Here is a 21128-nt window from a genome sequence, read left to right on the forward strand (position 1 = left end):
AAATCTTAAATCTCTGCCTAACTAACAGCAAAGCATACGTTGCAAATTATTCTATAAATTAACTTACGCGAAATGTTCAAACGTTCACGACACGTAGAACTCACGCAACAAACAAAACTCACGCAACGCATAGCAACTAAACCGCTCACAATACAGCTTAAATTACTCAAAAAATACATGCAGATATTAGTCTTCATCGCACATCATATTTTTATGAGATTGATCTAACATAGTTTTAACCCAAATCACACCAATCGCATAACTTACAAGCCCTACTGAAAGCATTATGAAACCTCGCGAAGTTGTAAGAAGCAACTTCAACGGATTCGAACCCATCAATTCACCTGCAAACAATGTCAATAACGGAAGTGCTGTAAGCAAAGTTATAGTCGCTTCAGGCATAGCAAGTACTTCATTACGAAGTGCTTCAGCTCTGCGTTTATATCTATAAGAAGACGCTACTGCATCTACACAATCCAACATAGAGCAGCCAAGATTATTACTAAGTTTATAAGCTGCCATCAAAGATTGCGAAATCTTGTTTATATCATTTTCAATCTTATTATTACTTTTACGCTCATTATTATTTTTATTGCTATCAACAACACTATTTATATCGCTATTTTTATTGATATTTTTATAAATATCGCATGATTTACAACGCCAACGCAACCAATTAGCAATAATTTCTGCACTCATGCTCGTAAATTGATAAGATTTATTAACGCTTTTACAGGATCTGCTATCTTCACTAACTTTTGAAATATATGCAGAAAAAATTACATCACGAAAACTAGCTCCTGAAGCGAGTCCAGCAGATAAACTAGCTAAAGATTCTTCAATAAAATTAACTTTATCCATAAAATCACCACTTCTTAATCTTCCACTTTTGTGCAAAAACATTCCAACACTTACTCGGAGCTAAATAATGAGCTCCCGTACTTTTATCAACAGTCATGCACATAACGGGAATACCATGCAACACAACATTTTCAGAATTATTTTGCAAACCTAAACAACGCGAATAATCATCTGAACCGTTTGTAAGAACTCCAATTTCATGAATTATTCGCTTATTATTCATTCTTTCTACATGTATAACTACATCGAAAGCACCAGCAGCTAAAGCACACAAAGCTCTAGGCTGCAATCCAGCAAGCAATCCTAAAGACATAAGCCTTGCTGGAACTTTATACACATCATCTGCGTGCAATGTAGTCATGCCACCGTGATGACCTGACGTAAAAACTCTCAACAAATCAGCTATTTCTTCACCTCTGCACTCTCCAAGAACTATACGATCTGGCCTCATTCGTAAAGTCGCTTTTACAAGTTCAGGCAAACAAATTTCACCTTTACCTTCTACATTTGATTCACGCGTGCTCAAAGATACGTAATCACCTTTAAAACCGCATAATTCTCTGGTTTCTTCAACTGAAACTATTCGATCATTACTATCTGCTTCTGAAAGCAAAGCTCTCATTAAAGTAGTTTTCCCAGATCCAGTACTCCCAGTAATCAATATGTTCGCTCGCATGCGTACAAGCAATGAAAGGATATGTTTTACACTCAACGAATACATGCCTTTTTTATATAGCATGTCTAAATTGCACACGCCTTGAGATGGAAAACGTACTGCAATCACAGCACCCATTGATACGATAGGAGCTAAAACAGCATGTATTCTTATTCCAGATGCACTAGATACGTCTGCTATAGGACGCGCATCATCAAGCCTTTTACCTAGCTGAGCACAAATCCAAACAGCATATCTACGTAATACAGATGGATTATTCATTGGTATTCTAGGAATTTTTTCCTTTAACCCATCTCCATAATCTAACCAAATACGACCGTTTTCTGTAATTACCATATCCGTTAAACGCGGATCTATTACAAATTCTTGCAATATTCCAAAATCAATATCTCGAACGCAAGAAGATTGCGAAGACCCCACGAAAGAAGACCCAACATCAGAAGACCCAACATCAGAAGACTCAACATCAGAAGACTCCACATCAGAAGACTCCACATCAGAAGACTCCACAAAAGAAGACTTCACATCAGAATATTTCGAAAATCGCGAAGGAAAAGAAGAAAAACTTGAATTAAAATTACTATTTGTAATCTGATTTACTCGCTTATTCTTTTCTAATGCACAATTGCACATCTTAACATTGCCCAACTTATACTCCCCCGTATTTATATTTATTATCTACTCACTTACATGTAACTCAATCACACACAGCTCACACACAAATCACGCGCAAATCACGCACAACTCACGCACAACTCACTTATTTGCGTTTATATTGCACACTTCCAACACCCAATTTGATAATTGCTCAATTATAAAACGCGAAGATTTTGGAATTTTACGAATACCATACCCTTCAATAATATCTTCATGCAAACGCGAATCATATTTAATCGGACCAATAACAGATTTAGACAAGTATTGCGAAGCTTCATCAATATCTACAGCACACAATTTAGGCGCTAATCCATGCGGCATAATACCAACTGTAATTGAATTTTCGTTTATAAAATCAATATTGTTAAAACTATCGTCAGATTGCTGAGAAGAATATCTATACAAGCAATTTAATAAATATTCTTTAACAATAGAAATCTGATAATTATATGCACGCATACGAGCCATTCCTAAAACAGAAAGTTCGCTTGCATAGATTATTGGCGAAAAAGCTAAACCCATAATAGTATTAAAAACATTAAACGAGCTTATTCCGGAACCAACATCAACAATTACAACATCATTACATTGAGCTAAACCACGAATAGATGCATCTAAAAGCCACGGTTTTAAAAGCGACGAATTACGTAACTCATCTTGAATCACATCATCTTTATTTGTTGATAAATCAGCTTTGCTAATTTCACTCACACACATACGCCATGGCGCATATGCAAGCACGCCTACACCATTGCAATAAATAAGTTCATCTTTTAACACCGAGCCATCTAATCTACCTAGTGGAGCTTCAACTTCTTGCAACCTTCTACCATCATCTGATTCCAAGCCAAGTAAAACATCTAATCCACCATGTGAAACATCTGCATCAACAAGAGCAACAGAATATCCATATGAAGCTAAATTTTGAGCAATCATTGAAAGACTAGTACTCAATCCAACTCCATCACTCGCAGAAGATCCAACTATTACGTTAGAAGGCAATAATTCAGGAGAAAAATACTTATAATTTTTACCAAAAATCGCAATACTTGCAGAAGGGCGACTAACTTCTGACGAAGCAGTACGGTGACTAACACCTGACAACGCAGCAAAGCTATTCACGTCTGAATATTCAGAGAAGTGACTAACGCCTGACAATGCAGCATGACGACCTGTAGGCTCTGCATCTTTCGCAAATTGCAAATCATAAGAATTAGCTAAAGAATTACAAGATGCTACAACAGTGCAATCATCCTTATATTCGCCAGCACGAAAATCACTTGCTCGCAAATCACCAACACTAGCTTCACAAGAACGCAATTCGCCAGCACGAGATTCGCCAACATAAGCCCCACCAGCACGCGAATCACAAGCATAATCCCCACTAGAGCGCAATTTATATTCAAAACGCGATGACAGCGAGCTTGCATGAGTATCAACTAAATCATTCATGCTCTTATTACAACGCGTTAAATCACATTACACAATATTTTTTAATCAATGTGGTCAGAAGTTCTTAAAATTGCAGACTTATCCACAAAAACAGAAGGATCATTAGCATGCTCTACAAGATAACGTTCAAGCAATTCGCCATAAATAGGCTTAGTTTTCAAGGCATCCGAAACTAAAAGAGCAATAAGAGCAGAAGCAGCAACCGGTAACATGTGAATTAGTGTTCCAGACATTTCAACTGTAAGCAAAATTGAAGTAATCGGAGCTTTTACAGAAGCAGACAACGTTCCAGCCATTACACACACTGCAAATATTGATATAAATTTTGCATCGATTCCAAAGTTTCCGATTATAAACCTAGAACAAAAACCACCAGCGAGAGCACCGACAGCAAGAATAGGCATAAAAATACCGCCAGGAGCACCACAACCAAAACTCGTGGAAGTAAATAGCATTTTCGCTACAAACATTATAAAAAGTAGCCCAAAGCTAATCTTTCCATATTCAGAAATACGTACTAAATTAGATCCTCCGCCTAAAACTTCTGGAATAAAAAGACCAACAGGTATAGCTATAAGACAAGCAATTATCGTAGGCATCCACTTTGGCATATGTTTATATAAAGTTTGAAAACCTAATAATGAACGATTCATTAAAGAGCCAATAAATCCTGCAAAAATACCTAAAGGCAATATCCAAAAATGCAAAGATATAGGCAAATCAGGAATATTACCGAAATCCAATACTGGCTTCAAACCCAAACAAGTTTGAGCAACAAAATCAGCACATAGCGAAGCTACAGCAGCAGTAACAAGAACAGTAGAAGACAAACTATGTCTAACTTCTTCAAGAGCAAACATCAACCCTGAAAGAGGAGCACTAAAAGCGGCAGAAAGACCAGCAGCAGCACCAGCCGTAACCATATAATGCTCTTGCTCATCTGAATAAGAATCCTTCCCACGAAAAATTCGCGAAAACATTTGAGCACCGCAAGCACCAATTTGAATAGAAGGACCTTCTCTACCCAAAGAAAGACCAAGCAAAGAGCCAATAAAACCAGACACAAACCTCACTGGAAGAATTGTGTGCCATCGCATATCTAAACCGCGATTTTCATATCCAACGACTTGAGGAATACCACTTCCAGATGCCATCGTTTCTTTACGGCTCATCCAACCAATTAAAGCACCTATTATTAAAGCGCTTACAACAAGAATCAAAAATATGATTAACGCAATATTAAAATGTTGCTTTAAAATTTGCGCATAAATCCAACGAGCAATATCAGTACCATATTCAATACCAACACGATACGTTACTACCAATATGCCTGAAATAACGCCAACAGCAACACCAGCACATACCATTTTCCAACGCAACTGCTTAAACGTTGAAAAAATTCGTGCAAAAAAATTGCATGCACAAAAGTCGCGCAACAAGCTAATCATATTCTTAAATTTCACGACTACTCGATTCTTGCATAAAAATTCAAAATCACACTCACTACTTACTAGTTACTACTAGCTACAAACAAAATTTGAAAAATTATTGCAATTACATGTTTATTTTCAAATCTAATTCCCAATATTAAACGATATTAATTAACACAAACATTGAGAAAAAGTATCCAATTGAAGCAGCAGCAAATGGCATAACAAGCTCATAAGAAAGCAGAAACACACCATCTTTTATTTTTTTATTTTGAATAAGATCCACACCTTCAAAAATTGCAGTAGAAAATGTTGAAAATCCGCCTAAAAATCCAACAAACATGACGAATACAAAATTTGAAAAATAAATTGAATAAAATACAGAAAAAACATTAAAAGCAACACCTAAAACAAACGAAGCAAAACAATTGATACTTAAGGTTGCTACAGGAACTTTGCTTTTAATTATAGAGGAAATTCCTTTAGTCAATGCAAATCTACAAACAGCACCAAAACCGGCAAAAAAGCAAGACAAAATAGTAAAAACAAGAACATACGAATAGTTGTTGTAGATCATTTACTTCACCACCTTTTCATCACCATACGCAAGATTTTTAGCACGCCTTTGTTTCACGCAACGCGCAATTCCACTACCAATCCAATTGCCAATAAAAACCATTAAAATACCTAAAATAAAAGAAACAATTATTCCTAAAATAGCAAATCCTGCTCGCGTAGTCACAGACGATACAGCGCCTTCAAAAGCAAAAGTAGACATAGTAGACAATCCGCCACAAAAACCTGTTCCCAATACGCATTTGTATAGATTTTGTTTCTCACGCGATACAGCAATAACAGATACAGATGCAACAAGCGCAAAAATAAAGCACGCAAGCATATTAGATAAAAAAGTTCCTAAAGTTAGCTTGCCAAATATAAGCGACTGACCATCGAGCGGATAAATCATGCGAGATATTGAAGACATGATTGAACGAACGAGAGCACCAGCCGCGCCGCCAATAAAAACTAGATAGTACAATTTTCTACTAGATTTGGAACTTTTTACACTGGAACTACTTACATCTGCGACATTCGAGTTGGAGCTATTTAAATCTACACCATTCGAATCTGAACCATTCGAATCTAAACTATTCGAATCTAAACTATTCGAATCTGAGACATTTACATTATTTAATTCGCTCATTTTATTTACTTTCGCTCCTTAAAACCACACACAAATCCCAATTCAAAATATACACTCGTCAACTAATCAACTAAGAGAACTAATCAACTAAGACAACTTAAGCCTCATATCAAATTTTCATAGCAGATTTCTAAACATAAACCAAAACGACACTCCCATTTAGAAGTGCCGTTTCGATAACAATCATCAGATTTTAATAATAAAATTAAATAATCCAATAATTAAATAATCCATATCTTAGTAAATCTTCATTAAATAATTCATATCCTGAGTCAATATATCCTGAGTCAATATATATCAGTCAATCAAAGAATGAACACTAATAATATGATCTCTTTGAGGACCAGTGCCTATAGCCGAAATACGGCAATGCGACAAATCCTCTAAACGCTTCACATAACTTTGAGTATTTTCTGGCAAATCTTCAAATTTATGAATCTGAGAAATATCTTCGCTCCAACCTGGAAGCATTTCATAAACTGGCTTAGCAGCAGCGAACAAAGATTGGTCTACAGGCATTTCGTTCAATCTCTTAACAGTGCCATCAGCCAAAGTTACATCATATGCAACGCATACTGGAATATCTTTTAATCCAGTCAAAACATCAAGCTTAGTTAGAACAATATCCGTTAAACCATTAACCCTAGAAGCATAACGAGTTACAACAGAATCAAACCAGCCACATCTACGAGGACGTCCTGTAGTCACACCATATTCATGACCATGCTCACGCAACCAATCACCTTGCTCGTCTAAAAGCTCAGTAGGGAAAGGACCTTCGCCAACACGAGTGATATATGCTTTCGCAACACCAATTACGCGAGTAATACGAGTAGGTCCTACTCCAGTACCTGTGCAAGCGCCACCTGCTGTAGGATTCGAAGAAGTAACAAATGGGTACGTACCGTGATCAACGTCAAGCATTGTAGCCTGTCCGCCTTCAAAAAGCACAGTCTTTCCTTCATCTAATGCATTATTAAGCACAAGAGAAGTATCTGCTACGTAAGGCTTCAAACGCTTACCAAGTTCCACAAGCTGAGCAGTAACTTCATCAATATCAATAGGATGCTGGTTATACAGCTTGATTAGCATTTGATTTTTTTGATGTAAGCTAGATTCAACTTTATCTCGCAAATGCTCAGCATTGAACAAATCATGTACGCGGATTCCAACTCTATTGATTTTATCTGCATAAGTAGGTCCAATACCGCGACCAGTAGTACCAATCTTATGTTTACCTAAGAAACGTTCTGTTACTTTATCGATCACGCGATGATACGGCGTAATAACATGAGCTTCTTCACTAACTAAAAGTCGAGAACAATCAACACCACGAGATTGTAAAGCATCAATCTCTTCAAAAAGAACTTCTGGGTCAACAACTACACCGTTACCGATTACAGGAGTAACATTCGGGCTAATAACACCACTAGGAAGTAAATGTAATGCGTAGGATTTATCTCCAACTACAACAGTGTGACCAGCATTATTTCCACCATTGAAACGCGCTACAAAATCCACTTTAGAGCCGATTAAATCTGTCGCTTTGCCTTTACCTTCGTCACCCCATTGAGCACCGATAAGCACAATTCCAGGCATGGAACACCTCCATAATGAGCTTTATAACAGCTCAATTCGCACAAACCCTACTCGACAAGACTAGCGCAACGGGCATACTGAATAATTAGCAAACTATTTCAAAGCTTTTCCAGCAGAGCCAAGTTGCACACACGCTTCAACAACTCTACTTGCCATTGCATTTTCCGCTTCTCTACCCCACGAACGAGGATCATAAAGCTTTTTAGCGCCAACTTCTCCATCTACTTTTAACACAGCATCATAATTTTGGAACATATGACCTGCAATCGCACGAGTAAAAGCATATTGCGTATCTGTATCAATATTCATCTTAACTACTCCATAACGAACAGCTTGCGCAATTTCTTCAGGACTAGATCCAGATCCACCGTGAAACACAAGCAAAAATGGCTTCTTAGCATCTCCAAAACTACGTGAATCACAGTCTGACTTATACTTTTGATACACAGAATCTTGAATTTCTTCAAGCAATTGCGGACGCAATTTCACTACTCCAGGTTTATAAGCTCCATGCACATTGCCAAAAGTAAACGCAGCCATATAAAGCCCACGCTCACCTAAGCCCAATCTATTAACAACTTGCATAGCATCTTCCGGAGTGGAATATAAACGCTCATCTATATCTGCTCGATGACCATCTTCTTCGCCACCAACTGCACCGATTTCAATTTCGAGTACTGTATGAGCTTTTATAGAAGAATCCAATAGCTCTTGCGCTATATCTAAATTATGATTCAACGACACAGTTGAACCATCCCACATATGAGATTGAAAAATAGGCTCTTTACCGCGATTAACCTGATCTATTTCATGTGCAAGAAGTGGACGAATCCAATCATCTAAATATTGCTCTGCACAATGATCAGTATGAAGAGCAACAGTGATATTTGGATATTTAGATGCAACTTCATGAGCAAATGCAGCAAACGCAAGAGACCCAACAACGCGATTATTAACTGTATTGCCAGAAAAATAAGCAGAACCACCAACAGAAACTTGAATAATACCGTCAGATTCAGCCTCAGCAAAACCTTGAAGAGCAGCATTTAAAGTCTGACTACTAGTTACATTGATAGCAGGATACGCATACCCACCTTTACTAGCAGCATCAAGCATTTGCTTATAACGTTCAACAGTTGCAATAGTCATAGTTTTTATTATCGCTCTTAGTGCGCATATTCAGAGCGATCTGCAATAAGTTTATGACGCTTTTTAGATTCAGAAACTACAAATTTATGATACTCTCGCGCGATTGATTGCTCTAATCCTGCATCCTGAGCAATAGTACATAAACGAGCAATCTGTTCATTTTCACGATTAGAATCGTATGGAGCAAATCCTGCTTGTGCTTTAATGCTACCAATACGATTAGTTAGAGCAAATCTTTCAGCTAACAAATAAATAACAGCGTTATCTATATTGTCAATCGATTGACGCAGTGTAATAATTCTTTTTGCACAATCAGCTAAATCAGAATCATCTAAAGACGCACATACGTCAATCGAAGACTTATCAAATCTATGTTGAGACATCATTGACTCAGAAGAATCACACATATCTTAATTAAAAATTCTTAACTAACTAATTTAATCAAAATATGTTTGCAAGACCATCGTAGTTTCAGTACTAACAGGAACAGTACGATGAATCATGTTAATCAATTCTTCCAACTTGCCTGGTGTTGCAACACGAACCATAAGCATAAAGCTTGGGCTTCCAGTAATAGAGTAACAAGCTTCAATTCCAGATATATCTTGTAATTTTTCTGGAACAGTTGCTTCCTGCTCAAAATCTAACGGAGTAACTGTTACGAACGCGCTAATTGGCAAACCACGACGTTCATAATCAATCAAAGCTCTATATCCGGTAATAATACCCCTACGCTCAAGTTTTTGAACACGAGATTGAACAGCAGAAACAGATAATCCAGAAGCTTTAGCAAGACGAGTAAGTGTTGCTCGTCCATCATGTTCAAGAATATCAACAATGATCGCATCAGTAGAATCCATAGCAGAACTATTTTCGATTCTGTTAGAATTAGCAGTCATACGGCCTCCTCCATACTCACTCGGACGCTGGCCGGAATCGACACTACGCCACCTTGTAGTTCTTTCAGCTTACAGTATTTTTTAAGTAAAAAGAATAAAAAATTACTAAAAAAATCTATTTTTTAATAAAAATGCCAAATGTTTATACGCCTAAACCTTTGTTTAGATTGCTACAACTCACTATTTATTGAGTTTATATGCTATATTTATAGGAAAGATTACTAATAATACTTAGTAATTCCGTAATTTTCCCATCTATATGCGTTATTTTGACAAACAGCCATATACATACAGATTGCGAATAATTCACAGCTTATACTAAAAATAATTAAATAAAATCGCATAAAGCAAATCGCATTAAAATGCAAAACAAAAAATAATTATCCATACGCCAGTAGCAAAAGGAGTTTATATGTCGACTTTGGCACAAAATGCTATATCTATACCAAGATCCGGCATTAGAGATGTATTTGATCGTGTAGAACAAATTCCAGATGCAATTTCCTTATGCTTAGGCGAACCCGGTCAAACAGCGTCACAACACATCGTTATAGCTGCATGCAAATCATTAAAAGAAGGCAAAACAAAATACACAGACGTTTTAGGAATACCAGAATTTAGAAAAGCTGCATCGTCATACACAAAACGTATTAAAGGTTTGACTTATGATGCAGACACAGAAATACAAGCAGTTGACGGAGCGACAGTCGGTTTATATTTAGCTACAAAAGCTCTTATAGACCCAGGAGATGAAGTAATTATCCCATCGCCATTCTTCACATCATATGAAACAGACGTATTGATGTGCGGAGCAACTCCTGTAACAGTTGCATTAAAACCAGAACATGGCATGCGCATAAACGCACAAGACATACTAAATGCAATTACACCACGCACACGCGCAATAATCATAAATTCTCCAGGAAATCCAACAGGCGCTGTAACAACGATTGAAGAACTAGAAGAAATCGCCAAAGTTTGCATAGAACATGATTTATGGGTAATTTCCGATGAAGTTTATCATCCATTCGTATTCTCAAATAATCCAGAAAGCGAAGTGAATTCAAAAACGGTAGCACCTTCCATAGCTTCAATAAAAGGAATGCGCGAAAGAACTATAGTAGTAGAAAGTTTATCTAAAACTTTTGCTATGACAGGTTGGAGAATAGGATACATTCTAGCTCCAGCGCAAGTAATAGAACAGACAAGCAAAATCGCAGAAATGATACATTCTTCAATAAACTCCACAGCACAATATGGAGCAGTAGCAGCATTAAATGGACCTTTAGATCACGTAAAAGAAATGCGAGAAGAGTATCGTTCTAAGCGAAATCTAGTTATGAAAGAACTAGCTGATTGCGATGCAGTAAACTTAATTGAGCCACAAGGCGCTTTCTACGCGTTTGTAGATATAAGACCTACAGGACTTAGTTCTAAAGAATTCAGCGATCGCTTGTTAGAAAAAGAGAAAGTCGCAGTTGTTCCAGGAGAAGCTTTTGGACTAGAAGGCAGCGGATTTGTGCGAGTATCATATGCAGGAAAACCTGAAGATATTTCAGAAGGCGTAAAACGATTGAAAAGATTCGCAATCGAAATGAAAGCAGAAAACAATCTATAAATCAGAAAACAAACAATAAAAAATAATAATAAAATTAAAAAATAAAAAACTAAAACCAATTAAAACCAAAATTGCCCCCTGATTTCTTAAAACCAAGGGGCAATTTCAATATAATCGCAATTTTTAAGCAGCGCTTTGTGCTGTACCACCATTTGTAGAATTATTTGCTTGCTGCACAATCGCAGAAAGGAAATCGCGATTAGACGCAGTCTTCTTCAAACGAGGAACCAAAGTCTGATACGCTTGCTCAGGCTCAAGTCCGCCAAATAGGCGGCGCAAACGATAAATAATTGGCAATTCTTGAGCAGAAGTAATTAACTCTTCACGGCGAGTACCGGAAGAATTGATATCAACTGCAGGGAAAAGTCGTTTATCTGCCAAATCGCGGCTCAAACGCAATTCCATATTTCCAGTACCCTTAAATTCTTCGAAAATAACTTCATCCATCTTAGAGCCTGTTTCAACAAGCGCTGAAGAAATAATCGTCAAAGAACCACCATTTTCAATATTTCTAGCTGCACCAAAGAACTTCTTAGGAGGATACAAAGCTTGAGCATCAACACCACCTGAAAGAATACGTCCGGAAGTAGGAGCTGCAATATTGTATGCACGAGCCAAACGAGTCATAGAATCAAGCAAAACTACAACATCTTGTCCAAGCTCAACTAAACGCTTAGCACGTTCAATAGCGAGCTCTGCAACTGTAGTATGGTCTGTTGCAGGACGATCAAAAGTAGAAGAAATAACTTCACCTTGAACAGTGCGCTCCATATCCGTCACTTCTTCAGGTCGCTCATCTACAAGAACAACCATCAAATGAACTTCAGGATTATTCACAGCAATTGCATTTGCAATATTTTGCAACGTGATTGTCTTACCAGCCTTTGGAGGTGAAACAATCAAACCACGCTGACCTTTACCAATAGGAGCAACTAAATCAATAATTCTGCCAAGAATACGATTTGGCGTAGTTTCCTGCTTCAAGCGCTCTTGAGGATACAAAGGCGTAAGCTTGGCGAATTGCGGACGCGTTTGAGCATCCTCTACACTCAAACCGTTAATCGTATCAATACTTTGCAAAGGAACAAATTTTTGACGCTGGCTGCGGCGATCACCATCGCGAGGAGCACGAATCGAGCCTTGAACTGCATCACCTTTACGTAAACCATACTTTTTGATTTGGCTCATAGACACGTAAACGTCATTAGGACCTGGCAAATATCCGGAAGTACGTATAAAAGCGTAAGACTCTAGAACATCAACAATACCTGCTACTGGAACAAGCTCTTCTTGAGGTTCAACACGACTAGATTGGCGATCTGCTTGCTCACGCTGATCTCTTAAATCATGAGAATCGCGAACTTCACGATCACGAAGATCTTCATCTCTTTCAGAGTTACGATCTTCATCTCTTTCAGAACTACGATCCAAATTACGATCTACGTGAATTGACTGAGTATCGTCAAAATCACGCGTTCTGGCGCGCATACGGCGCTGGAAACGATCGCCTCGCGCAGAATCTTCACGCTGAGAAGAACGTTGACGGCGACTGTCAGCATCATAATTAGAATCTGCTCTACTACCAGACTGAGCTTCGTCAATATCGTTAGGCAAAGTAGCTAAAATTTGATCTAAATCAACTACAGAACCATCTTTAGATGAAACTGTATCATCGTTTTTCTTAGAAATTCGCGCTAAATCACGATTTTCTTCACGATTCAAATTTTTAGATTCATCTCGAGAATCTATACGTGCATCTCTAGAAAATTCACGGCGACGACGTCCTTTAGCAGCTCTATCTCTAAAACGAGATCCATCAGAGGACGAAGACTCGTCAGAGCCGCGATTCACATCGCGAGTACTTGCATCATTCGAATCATTACTATGACGTTGCATACGATGAGCAGAATCAAAAGAACGATTTTCTTCAGATTTAGTATCTTCAGACTTTGCATCAGCGCCACGAGTATCGTCAACACGACTTAAATAGCTATCACGAGCAAAATCATTACTATAAGATTGCTTAGAACGAATAGGATTTGCAGGTACACGCACAGTTACACCAGCAGGTGCTTCACCCCCATTGCGCGCTGCAGTCAGAGTGGAAACTAGATCTGACTTACGCATAGTAGAAGTACCACGCAACCCCATTTGCTTCGCAAGATCTTTCAGCTCAGATAGCTTCATATCTTCAAGATTTTGGCTTATTGCCACAATTATGCCTTTCCTCTACCCCACAGTTAGACCCTGAGGAGCTTTTTTACGGAAGATTACGGAAAAATCCGTTATGAATATAACGGCAGTCACATAAACAATGTGACTGACTCGTTGATATTTGTATGCTACTACATTCGTAAGACTCAAAACATTACGGCGTGGCAAGCTAAAAATTACATTTTACGCAATAGATAAAAATATATAAATTTAAACACAAAAACAAAGAAGAAAATACACAAAAACAACGAAAAACAAAATTAAACTAAAAGACAAACACAAGAACAAGTGCATCAAAATCACAACAAGATATCAAAAAATGGCAACAGGCGCAAAATCAGCAACTGTTGCCATTCTAAATCTATAAAAATCAAGCCTTACTTTTTCTCGTGATAAGACTTTTCAGTATTTACAGACCACACATTTTCTTTTGACTTACGACCAGTTCGAATATTATCAACAGCTTCAATAGCAGTTGCCATAGAATGATCTTGATTGTTGTAACGATGCTGTCCATTACGTCCAACACAATACAAATTACCAAAACTATTCAAATATTCAACTAACTCTGGCATCTGTGCATAAGTATCAAAATATGCAGGATAAGCCTTAGGAACACGTTCACGATGAGCATCAAGCACATCTTCCTCGCCGTCAATTACTTGCATACGAGTAAGCTCGTCAATAGCAGATTCACGAGCTTCATCATCGCTCATATTCCAGAAATCATCGCCTTCATTGCAGAAGTATTCAAGACCAATCCAAACAGTATTATCAACGTCACTGACAAGATATGGGCTCCAGTTGTTAAAGATTTGCAAACGACCAACTTTATAACCAGGATCTTGTACATAAATCCAACAATCCGGAACAATAGGTGGATTTCCAAGAGTAGGAATCGAAGTAGTATTACGCAAACGCATGTGCTTAACAAGCAAACCAACAGTCACAAAATCTCGATAAGGCAAGCCTGAAGCCACACGCTTCATTTCAGAAGGAACTTCAGCGTTTGCATCGCCTTGCGCACCTTGCTCAAGAGCTTCAACCAAATCCTTAATTGGCATAGATGAAATAAACTGATCTGCATGAATTTCGCAACGCTCGCCATCAGAATTTTCAACTGTAACACTAGAAATATGGCCATTTTCTTGTGAGATAGCAACAACTTTCGCATCCGTACGAACAGTTACGCCATTTTCACGCGCTTTACGCTCTACAGTTTCCCACAATTGACCCGGACCGAGCTTCGGATACCAAAATTCTTCAATTAAAGAAGTTTCAACTTCTTTCTTCTTGCCATTCTTTTTAGGCATAAGCTTCGAAAATGCATTCTTCAAAACTTCTACAATGCTCAAGCCTTTAACACGCTGAGCGCCCCAATCTGCAGAAATCTTGCTAGGATGCCTACCCCATAACTTCTCTGTATAGCCTTCAAAGAACATAGAGTAAAGCTTTTTACCAAAACGATTGATATAAAAATTCTCAAGATTAGTTTCTGGCAATTTGTGAATCATAGACCAAAGGTAACTAAAACCAACTTTCATAGTTAGCACAAAACCCATGGAACGCAATGTAGATGCAGAAAGAGAAATAGGATAGTCAAAGAAATGATGATTCCAAAAAATCCTAGAAACACGATGACGCTTTAACATAACCTCATCTTCAACTTCAGGATCTGGACCGCCTTCTTCCAAATCGTGATGACGACCAAGTTTTTTATCGTCATAAGAAGGAGCGCCTTGCAAAGGAAGCATATCGCGCCACCATTGCATAATTCGATCATCTTTGGAGAAGAAACGATGGCCACCAATATCCATACGGTTGCCATTGTATTTTACAGTACGAGAAATGCCGCCAAATTCTGTTGTGGATTCAAGAACAGTCACATCATAACGATTAGAACCACCATCTTTTACGAGTTCCCAAGCAGCTGTTAGGCCTGCAGGACCACCGCCAATTATTACAACGGATTCTTTTTTTGATTGCGTATCTGACACTTTTCCTCCATAATCAAGTATGTGCTTATCAAGTTTTAGAAAACTAACAACAAACCTCATGTGCGCAAATTTTTAACAAACGCTCATAAAGAGTATACACACACTGTAAGATAGTGAGATTGTATAAACTTTAATAGTACCGAACACTAAGCGAACTACAACAATCGCTCTAAGTTAAGCAATTGATTCAGGAATATCAATATCTGTTTTTTGCACTTCTTCAACATTCACATCTTTGAAAGTCACTATACGCACTGTTTTTACAAAACGAGTTGGTCTATAAACATCCCACACCCACGCGTCAGTAAGTTGTACATCAAAATAAACATCCTGACCAGCAGCGCAAGCCTTAAAATCAACCTTATTCGCTAAATAAAAACGTCGCTCAGTTTCCACAACATATGTAAATAATTTTATTACATCGCGATACTCTTTATACAAAGCAAGCTCTGCATCAGTTTCATAATTGTCAAGATCTTCAGCGCTCATTCACTTCACTCCCAGTTGTAGTGTTATTTACGCGACTCAAAGCAGAATTATCAAGCTTATTGTTTTCGCTTTCACTAATTTTATTATTTCGATTATCGCTACTCTTATTATTCCACTTATTGCTATTGTGATTATTGCGATCCCTTCCTAAAAATCTCCACCAAGCTCGCTTAGATTGCTTCTTCGATTTAATAGAATTGTTTCCATCATTCGAGTAGTTTCCAGCATTCCCAACATTTACATCATTTCCAACATTCCCAACATTCAAACTAACACTGTCGCTTTTAATCGAAGAAATATTAGAACTACTTTCATCCTTAGAAGAATCATCAAAACTTTCCGAATTGTGATCCAAAACACCATTAAATTTAGATTCTCCAGGCTTTTCAAATGAAGATGAAGTTTTAATAGGGACAGCAATAGAATGTTCATGAGCACTTAAAGCTTCACGAACTCCAGGATTTTCTTCAATAACATGCAGACCAAAGGCATCAAGCGAGCGAATAGCGTCATATTCATCTGCCAAAGTATCCATAACAACAAAATCTTGATACTTTTGATTATAAGAATCCCACAACGCATCACGCGCAGTACCTGTACGCATGAAACCTAAAGATTGATAAACAGAAAGAGAACGCGTATTAGTTGCAGGAACACCTACCCAGATTCTATGCATTCCAAGACCAACAGGCAATGACGCAAAACCATATGTCATAACGCGAGGCATCGCATCACGAGAATAACCGCGACCACGATAATCACGACCAAGAACAACCTGAATTCGCGCAGAACGAGCCCATCCGTCAATATCGATCAAGAAAATCATTCCAATAATAGACGCAGACTTATTTTCTTCGTCATCTAAAACATCTGGCACAATCGCCCAAGCTATAGTAGGACGCGATTGAACATCTCCAGAAAAACGGCATTCATTGCACCCATTAGAAGAATCATCTGCAAAACAACTATTTTTCGACCATTGAACAGATCTTTCAACCCAAGCGTGCACCATAGTACGTTCAGATTGTGAATCTTTCCCTGTTATTAAAGCAGCTGAATCAAAAGCATGCAAATCATCCATTCTAGACAAATCATCAAGCGTAGCAGGACGAAGTTTAGCCATCTCACCGCGAATTTCTGGAATATCTATACTCACAGGAAGTGCACGTGAATCAAGCGACTCGCAAGCATCACTAATACTCAAATTCATTTCTTTCATATCCATATCTTCCATCTATTCCGACTATTCCCCAAAATCCCCTATCGAATCATAATAATCTTACTCTTATTCAAAACTATCTATTTGCAACTTCTACTATTATTCCAAACAGACCACACAAAATCTAACTGCTTCATTGCACTAAATAATTCATACCAACAAATAAATATACAACAAAAGGTTCTGCACGCTTACGAAATATCAACAATTATGAATAAAACGCAAACGTACAGAACCTATAAAATCAAGCTTTGATTTTAGCCATCACAATCTTAGTAACAGCCTTAGCATCAGCCTGACCTTTAGTAGCACGCATTACTGCTCCAATAATCGCACCCATCGGCTTCATATTGCCCGACTTAAGCTTTTCAACAACTTCAGGATCAGCAGCAAGAGCTGCATCAACAGCGGCTTCCAAAGCGCCGTCATCGTTCATAACCTTAAATCCGTGCTTATTAACAACTTCATCAGGCGTGCCCTCACCAGCCAAAACGCAAGCAACAGTTTGTTTTGCAAGCTTATCGTTAAGCTTACCGTCTGCAATCAAGCGCTCAACTTCAGCTACGTCTTTCGGAGTAATAGGCAATTCTTCCAAAGTTACTCCACGAGTGTTTGCTTCACGAGCAAGCTCTCCAAGCCACCACTTCTTAGCACCAGCTGCATTTGCACCAGCTTTAACGGTTTCTTCAACCAAATCAAGAGCATCAGCATTCAAAATATCTCGCATTTCAAGATCGCTAATACCCCATTCGCTTTGTAAACGGTTACGGCGCTCGCGAGGCATTTCCGGCATCTGCGCTTTAATGTGCTCAATATGCTCTTTAGTGATGTGAAGCATAACCAAATCTGGGTCTGGGAAGTAACGATAATCATCAGCATCCGACTTTACGCGACCGCCTGCAGTAGTTTGAGTTGCTTCATCCCAGTGACGAGTTTCTTGTAAGATCTCTCCGCCTTCGCTCAAAATAGCAGCCTGACGGCGAATCTCATATTGCAACGTTTTCTCAATTCCGCGGAACGTGTTTACATTCTTTGTTTCAGAACGCGTACCAAATGGATCCGTTGGCTTTGCGCGAAGAGAAACGTTCACGTCAGCGCGCATATTGCCCTGCTCCATACGAGCATGGGAAATGTTGAGAGCGCGAACAATATCGCGAATAGCTCGCATATAAGCACCAGCAATTTCTGGAGCGCGAGCGCCTGCACCCTCGATTGGCTTAGTAACAATCTCAATCAAAGGCACGCCTGCGCGATTGTAATCAACCAAAGAATGATTTGCGCCTTCAATACGTCCATCAGCACCGCCAACGTGCGTATTCTTACCAGCATCATCCTCAATGTGAGCGCGCTCAATAGGCACACGGAACACAGTTCCATCTTCAAGCTCTACATCTAGATAGCCATTACCGTTAGTAGGCTTATCGTACTGCGAAATTTGGTAATCGCGCGGCATATCTGGGTAGAAGTAGTTCTTACGAGCAAACTGGCTCCACTCAGCAATTTCGCAATGTAAAGCCAAACCGAGTTTAATCGCGTAATCAACTGCAGTCTTATTTACAACAGGCAAAGAGCCTGGAAGACCAAGACTTACAGGAGTCAATTGAGTATTTGGCTCACCACCAAAAGACACTTCCGCTGGGCAAAATAGCTTCGTGCGCGTGCACAACTCAACGTGCGTTTCCAAACCGAATACTGGATCGAATTGCTCCACAGCATCGGCATATTTCATAAGTTTTTCAGCCATGAGATATCCTTCTTATTTAAGCTTTACTTCACTTTACTTAGCCAATGAATCGAGCCAATTAGCTTTAAGCGAGCGCCAAATTGGGCCGCCCCATTTTTCTTGCAACGCCGCTTCCAATGCTGCAGCAGGCTTGTACATCTTCTCATCGTGGCATTGAGGAGCAATAATTTGAATACCTACAGGCAAACCATCATCGCTTAAGCCAGATGGAATACTCAATGCAGGAACGCCAGCCATGTTTGCAGGAATCGTAGCAATATCATTCATATACATTGAGAGCGGATCGTTCATCTTCTCGCCGAACTTAAATGCCGTTGTAGGGCTGGTTGGAGAAACGAGAACATCTACTTTATTAAACGCTTCTTCAAAATCGCGAATAATAAGAGTACGAACCTTCTGTGCAGAACCATACCATGCATCGTAATATCCTGCAGAAAGAGCGTAAGTGCCGAGAATAATACGACGCTTTACTTCGTCACCAAAACCAGCTTCACGAGTTGCTGCCATCATATTTGCAGCTGTTTGAGGCTTATCTGCCGGCGGCATTACGCGCAAACCGTAACGCATGCCATCATAACGAGCTAAGTTGGAGCTAACTTCTGAAGGCATAATAATGTAGTAAGCAGCCAAAGAGTAAGGGAAATGAGGGCAAGAAACTTCTGTTACTTCTGCTCCCATATCTTTAAGCAACTGAACAGCTTCATTAAAGCGCGCTTCAACGCCTGGCTGGAAACCGTCACCACTAAGTTCTTTAACAAGACCGACTTTCAAACCCTTCAAATCACGGCGAGCGCCCTCGCGTGCAGCCTGAGCCATTGGAGGAACAGGAGCAGGAATAGAAGTAGAATCACGTCTATCGTTTCCGCCAATAATCTCTTGCAAAAGTGCAGAATCAAGAACTGTACGAGAAACAGGTCCAATCTGATCCAAGGAGCTTGCCATAGCAATAGCACCAAAACGGCTAACTCCACCATACGTTGGCTTTGCGCCGACTGTTCCAGTTAAAGCACCTGGCTGACGAATTGAACCGCCAGTATCTGTACCTAAAGCAATAGGAGCTTCAAATGCTGCAACAGCAGCTGCAGAACCACCGCCAGAACCACCTGGAACGCGCTCAGTATCCCAAGGATTGCAAGTAGTTTGATAAGCAGAATGCTCAGTAGATGAGCCTTGAGCAAACTCATCCAAATTTGTCTTACCGAGAATTGGCATACCAGCTGCCTTTAATTTCTCGATAACAGTAGCATCGTAAGGAGGTATCCATCCTTCAAGAATCTTAGAAGCTGCAGTAGTAGGAATGCCCTTAGTAACAATCATATCTTTGATTGCAATTGGCACACCTGCAAGCTCAGGCAATCCTTCAGTTTCACCCTTTGCATTCTTTTTATCAAAAGCATCTGCTTGATCAAGCGCAACATCTGCAGAAACATGTAAAAATGCTTTGATTTCTGGCTCAGCTGATTCAATTACTTGCAAATGAGCTTCAACAAGCTCACGGCTAGAAACTTCTTTATTTTTCACTGCCTCAGCCATTTGAGCAGCAGAAAGCTTTACTAAATCTTGAGTATTAGTCATGCTTTATTCCTCCCCTAAAATGCGAGGTGCTACAAACATGCCGGACTCGCTTCTAGGAGCACCGGAAAGAGCTTCCTCTTGAGTCAAAGGTGTAGCAGGCTCATCTGGTCGCAAATACGCTTCAAGAGGTACTGGATTTGCAGTAGGAGGCACATCTTCGCCAGCAACTTCCTGCACCTTATTTATAGATTCTGCAATGACGTTTAATTCGCCTTGCAAGCGGCTAATTTCTTCGTCGCTAAGCGCAATCTGGGAAAGAACACCCAGATGCTCAATTTCTTCTCGTGTGAATGTAGGCATAGCCTTAACTATATGTGTGATGCGTGACCTTTCGAAGCATAAAAA

At 39.1% G+C, this 21128-nt stretch carries 19 protein-coding genes; 2 read left to right on the plus strand and 17 right to left on the minus strand.

Features of this window, described 5'->3' with window-relative positions:
- Positions 1-186: 186 nt before the first annotated feature.
- The 6 genes from HMPREF3230_RS05200 to HMPREF3230_RS05225 all read right to left on the minus strand — a co-directional run bounded on the left by HMPREF3230_RS05200 (position 187) and on the right by HMPREF3230_RS05225 (position 6115).
- Positions 187-861 (minus strand): pilus assembly protein, encoded by a 675-nt coding sequence (locus HMPREF3230_RS05200; protein WP_155642919.1) that lies wholly within the window; start codon positions 859-861, stop codon positions 187-189.
- Positions 862-865: 4 nt separating this feature from the next.
- Positions 866-2185 carry a CpaF family protein gene (locus HMPREF3230_RS05205; RefSeq protein WP_269137045.1) on the minus strand — a complete coding sequence of 440 codons (1320 nt, stop codon included), beginning with the start codon at positions 2183-2185 and terminating at the stop codon, positions 866-868.
- Between the two features lie 108 nt (positions 2186-2293).
- Positions 2294-3646, minus strand: a complete 1353-nt coding sequence (locus tag HMPREF3230_RS05210; RefSeq protein ID WP_075523869.1) for a CpaE/TadZ family protein — start codon at positions 3644-3646, stop codon at positions 2294-2296.
- A gap of 41 nt (positions 3647-3687) precedes the next feature.
- The gene (locus HMPREF3230_RS05215; protein ID WP_075523941.1) at positions 3688-5094 is read right to left on the minus strand and encodes a ClC family H(+)/Cl(-) exchange transporter; all 1407 of its coding nucleotides are present in this window, start codon (positions 5092-5094) and stop codon (positions 3688-3690) included.
- Positions 5095-5233: 139 nt separating this feature from the next.
- Positions 5234-5653 carry a fluoride efflux transporter FluC gene (locus HMPREF3230_RS05220; protein WP_075523870.1) on the minus strand — a complete coding sequence of 140 codons (420 nt, stop codon included), beginning with the start codon at positions 5651-5653 and terminating at the stop codon, positions 5234-5236.
- The gene (locus tag HMPREF3230_RS05225) at positions 5654-6115 is read right to left on the minus strand and encodes a fluoride efflux transporter FluC (RefSeq protein ID WP_075523942.1); all 462 of its coding nucleotides are present in this window, start codon (positions 6113-6115) and stop codon (positions 5654-5656) included.
- A gap of 89 nt (positions 6116-6204) precedes the next feature.
- Here HMPREF3230_RS05225 and HMPREF3230_RS06745 point away from each other — a divergent pair, with 89 nt between their 5' ends.
- A complete protein-coding gene (locus HMPREF3230_RS06745; RefSeq protein WP_419471028.1) occupies positions 6205-6354 on the plus strand; it encodes a hypothetical protein in 150 nt (49 codons plus the stop codon).
- Positions 6355-6577: 223 nt separating this feature from the next.
- Here the strand turns inward: HMPREF3230_RS06745 and HMPREF3230_RS05230 are convergent, their stop codons facing one another.
- The 4 genes from HMPREF3230_RS05230 to HMPREF3230_RS05245 all read right to left on the minus strand — a co-directional run bounded on the left by HMPREF3230_RS05230 (position 6578) and on the right by HMPREF3230_RS05245 (position 9927).
- Complete coding sequence (locus HMPREF3230_RS05230) at positions 6578-7879, minus strand: adenylosuccinate synthase (protein ID WP_075523871.1); 1302 nt, start codon at positions 7877-7879, stop codon at positions 6578-6580.
- 93 nt (positions 7880-7972) lie between these two features.
- A complete protein-coding gene (fbaA, locus tag HMPREF3230_RS05235) occupies positions 7973-9028 on the minus strand; it encodes a class II fructose-bisphosphate aldolase (RefSeq protein ID WP_075523872.1) in 1056 nt (351 codons plus the stop codon).
- 17 nt (positions 9029-9045) lie between these two features.
- A complete protein-coding gene (locus HMPREF3230_RS05240; protein ID WP_419471026.1) occupies positions 9046-9435 on the minus strand; it encodes a chorismate mutase in 390 nt (129 codons plus the stop codon).
- 30 nt (positions 9436-9465) lie between these two features.
- On the minus strand, positions 9466-9927 hold the full coding sequence (locus HMPREF3230_RS05245; RefSeq protein WP_075523873.1) for an Lrp/AsnC family transcriptional regulator: 462 nt from the start codon (positions 9925-9927) through the stop codon (positions 9466-9468).
- Between the two features lie 412 nt (positions 9928-10339).
- On the opposite strand from HMPREF3230_RS05245, the gene HMPREF3230_RS05250 reads away from it, so the two are divergent.
- A complete protein-coding gene (locus tag HMPREF3230_RS05250) occupies positions 10340-11545 on the plus strand; it encodes a pyridoxal phosphate-dependent aminotransferase (RefSeq protein ID WP_075523874.1) in 1206 nt (401 codons plus the stop codon).
- A gap of 123 nt (positions 11546-11668) precedes the next feature.
- Here the strand turns inward: HMPREF3230_RS05250 and rho are convergent, their stop codons facing one another.
- The 7 genes from rho to gatC all read right to left on the minus strand — a co-directional run bounded on the left by rho (position 11669) and on the right by gatC (position 21083).
- On the minus strand, positions 11669-13759 hold the full coding sequence (gene rho, locus HMPREF3230_RS05255) for a transcription termination factor Rho (protein WP_075523875.1): 2091 nt from the start codon (positions 13757-13759) through the stop codon (positions 11669-11671).
- 377 nt (positions 13760-14136) lie between these two features.
- Positions 14137-15756 (minus strand): NAD(P)/FAD-dependent oxidoreductase, encoded by a 1620-nt coding sequence (locus HMPREF3230_RS05260; protein ID WP_075523944.1) that lies wholly within the window; start codon positions 15754-15756, stop codon positions 14137-14139.
- A gap of 174 nt (positions 15757-15930) precedes the next feature.
- Positions 15931-16245 carry a DUF2469 domain-containing protein gene (locus HMPREF3230_RS05265; RefSeq protein ID WP_075523876.1) on the minus strand — a complete coding sequence of 105 codons (315 nt, stop codon included), beginning with the start codon at positions 16243-16245 and terminating at the stop codon, positions 15931-15933.
- Positions 16235-17464 carry a GNAT family N-acetyltransferase gene (locus tag HMPREF3230_RS05270; protein WP_082266318.1) on the minus strand — a complete coding sequence of 410 codons (1230 nt, stop codon included), beginning with the start codon at positions 17462-17464 and terminating at the stop codon, positions 16235-16237. The genes HMPREF3230_RS05265 and HMPREF3230_RS05270 overlap by 11 nt, the downstream gene beginning before the upstream one ends.
- Positions 17465-17708: 244 nt before the next feature.
- On the minus strand, positions 17709-19208 hold the full coding sequence (gene gatB / locus HMPREF3230_RS05275) for an Asp-tRNA(Asn)/Glu-tRNA(Gln) amidotransferase subunit GatB (RefSeq protein WP_075523877.1): 1500 nt from the start codon (positions 19206-19208) through the stop codon (positions 17709-17711).
- A 33-nt stretch (positions 19209-19241) separates the two neighbouring features.
- A complete protein-coding gene (gene gatA, locus HMPREF3230_RS05280; RefSeq protein ID WP_075523878.1) occupies positions 19242-20783 on the minus strand; it encodes an Asp-tRNA(Asn)/Glu-tRNA(Gln) amidotransferase subunit GatA in 1542 nt (513 codons plus the stop codon).
- A gap of 3 nt (positions 20784-20786) precedes the next feature.
- On the minus strand, positions 20787-21083 hold the full coding sequence (gene gatC, locus HMPREF3230_RS05285) for an Asp-tRNA(Asn)/Glu-tRNA(Gln) amidotransferase subunit GatC (RefSeq protein ID WP_004114131.1): 297 nt from the start codon (positions 21081-21083) through the stop codon (positions 20787-20789).
- Between the last annotated feature and the right edge of the window lie 45 nt (positions 21084-21128).

The organism is Gardnerella vaginalis (assembly GCF_001563665.1).
Taxonomy (GTDB): domain Bacteria; phylum Actinomycetota; class Actinomycetes; order Actinomycetales; family Bifidobacteriaceae; genus Bifidobacterium; species Bifidobacterium vaginale_A.